Source organism: Polaromonas sp., from assembly GCF_049790275.1.
GTDB lineage: Bacteria > Pseudomonadota > Gammaproteobacteria > Burkholderiales > Burkholderiaceae_C > Polaromonas.
In genome coordinates, this window is the sequence record NZ_JBAQYR010000177.1 from 1 (window position 1) to 2,547 (window position 2,547).

A 2,547-nucleotide genomic window follows, 5' to 3' on the forward strand; every position below is an offset into this window, starting at 1 on the left:
CTGCTCCAGCGTCTGGCTGCCCGACGCATCGATCAGCACCAGCGCCGCGCCCTGGCGCCCCAGCCACGGCGCGGCGGGGTCCTTTCCTTCCTGCCCCAGAACCGGCAGGCCTGCCCCGAAGCAGCAGACCGCCAGGGCGAAAGCAAGCAGCTTGCGCCGGTACACCCCTTGCCCCAGGCGGAAGGCAAGCCGGTGGCTCAGGCACAAAGGGCTGGAAAAAAGTGACATGGTCTGTGCTGCACCGGCTTAAGATAGGCAACGGCGGATTTTTGAAACAAGAAAAAGCAGGCCGCACTTTAACAAGGGGCTCCCGGTCTGACCATCCCACAGTTAGAGGATGCAACCGGCCGGCGCATGCCGTTCTGAACTCACTTCTCCGATGAATTCGTCCTCCTACCTCGCGCCTTTTCGCCTGCGCATTGTTTCAGCGCAGCGCGCTTACACGCGCGAACGCTTCACCCAAGACTTGGAAGTGGGCCTGGCAGCAAGGCGTGGTCGCCCTGCCGCCGTCCATCCTGTTGACGCTGCCGGCCTGGCGTCCGGTTCCCAACAGCATGCGAAATTGGGCAGACCCGCAGCATTCTGATCAGGATCACCGAACCGGATCAGGTGGCACCGTCCTGCAACGGCGCACTGCCGTCAGAATGCCGCGCAAGATCTCGATCGGTGCAGGCGGACACCCCGGCACCCAGACATCGACCGGAATCACACGGGAAACCGGCCCGCAGCTTGCATAACTCTCGCCAAAAATGCCGCCATCGCAGCCACAGTCCCCCACCGCCACCACCAGTTTGGGTTCGGGCGTGGCCTCAAAGGTGCGCCGCAAGGCGGTCGCCATGTTGCGCGATACCGGCCCGGTTACCAGCAGCATGTCGGCATGGCGCGGGCTGGCCACAAACTTGATCCCAAAACCTTCAATGTTGTAGTACGGGTTGCCCAGGGCGTTGATCTCCAGTTCGCAGCCATTGCAGGAGCCGGCATCCACCATGCGAATGCTCAGGGCCCGGCCCAGGATGGCCAGCACATCGTCCTGAATCCGCCCGGCTTCAAACCGCACCGCATCGCTGGCATCGGGCGCTGGCTCCGTGCGAATGCCGTTTTTGACGATCTGTGTGGCTATTCTCCAAATCATAAATCGTGCCCCGAATAGCTGAGATTGAACGACTTGTTGATGAGCGGGAAGTCGGGAACGATATTGCCAATAATGGCGTGTTCCAGTACCGGCCAGTTTTGCCAGGAAGGATCGTGGCAGTGGCAGCGCCGGATCCGATGCTGGCCGGCCGCACCATCGAGTTCAAGTGCCACAAATATCTCGCCGCGCCAGCCCTCCACCCAGCCCGCGCCGCGGCTTGCATGATCGGGCAAAACAAGCGCCTGGTGGACCGGACCGGCCGGAAGTTCCGCCAGGATCTCCTGTATCAGTCGCAGTGACTCAAGCACCTCGTCGAATCGCACCGCCACCCGCGCCGCCACATCTCCGTTACGCTGGGTCGCCATCTTCACCTGCAAGCGCTCATACGGCGGCCCGGGGTGGTCACAGCGCAAATCCCAGGCCTGCGCACTGGCGCGCCCGGCCAAGCCGGTCAGCCCCAATTGCGCCGCCAGCGCCGGGCTCACACGCCCGGTGCCCATGAAGCGGTCCTGCACGCCGGCATGCTCGTCATACACCGCACGCAGGGTCTGCACTTCGCGTTCCACGACATCGCACTGTCGGTTCAGCCGGTCGATGTGCGCGCCGTCAATGTCGCCGGCCACGCCCCCTGGTACCACGCAGTCCATCATCAGGCGATGCCCAAACACAGCGTGGGACAGGCGCAGCCAGTCTTCGCGCAGACGCGAGAACTGGGACAGGCCGAAGGCAAAGGCCGCGTCGTTGCCCAGTGCCCCGAGATCGCCCAGATGGTTGGCGACCCTTTCGCGCTCCAGCATCAGCGCGCGCAAGTGGGAGGCGCGTGAGGAGATGTCACAGGCCGCCGCCGCTTCCAGTGCCATGCCATAAGCCCATGCGTAAGCCACTGTTGAATCGCCCGATACCCGTCCGGCCAGTCGGTACGCCTGCAATGGGGGGAGCTGCGTCATGCGTTGCTCAATACCCTTGTGGGTATAGCCCAGTCGCTGTTCCAGTCGCAAGACTTTTTCGCCCACGACCGAAAACCGGAAATGCCCGGGCTCAATCACGCCCGCATGCACAGGACCCACCGCGATCTCATGCACTCCATCACCCTCGACACGGACAAACGCGTAATCAAGCAACTGCGCATCAGGAACATCTTGCGCAGCCTCGGTCGCGTGGCGCAAGGGAAAATAATCCACGGGCCAGGCACCATGCTTGAGCCACGGGCGCTGGTCGGTGGCTCCCGCGGCACGCAGGCCGGTCAAATCTGCCACCGCCCGCTGCATTCGGGCAGCTACCGGGAAGGCAGGCACCAGATCAGGGTAGGAGGTCTGCCCGCCTGGCAGCGGCAGTTCCAGCCAGACCACACCCTCCGCCGTCACATAGGCAGCACAGACCGCAGCGCCCGCAGCGGGCGCTGTGCCCCACAGGGC

The 2,547-nt window shown here is 63.8% G+C and carries 3 protein-coding genes; all 3 read right to left on the reverse strand.

The window, feature by feature from the left end:
* On the reverse strand, nt 1-228 hold a 228-nt coding region (locus WA904_RS22415), incomplete at its 3' end, for a hypothetical protein (protein ID WP_425199336.1).
* A 364-nt stretch (nt 229-592) separates the two neighbouring features.
* The gene (locus WA904_RS22420) at nt 593-1,132 is read right to left on the reverse strand and encodes an NADH-quinone oxidoreductase subunit B family protein (RefSeq protein WP_425199337.1); all 540 of its coding nucleotides are present in this window, start codon (nt 1,130-1,132) and stop codon (nt 593-595) included.
* Nucleotides 1,129-2,547 (reverse strand): NADH-quinone oxidoreductase subunit C (locus tag WA904_RS22425; protein WP_425199338.1); only part of this gene is annotated, 1,419 nt, incomplete at its 5' end. The genes WA904_RS22420 and WA904_RS22425, both read right to left, overlap by 4 nt.

Bases quoted from the DNA above. Each gene is read 5' to 3' on its own strand.
- WA904_RS22420 (WP_425199337.1), bottom strand. From the start codon at position 1,132: ATGATTTGGAGAATAGCCACACAGATCGTCAAAAACGGCATTCGCACG.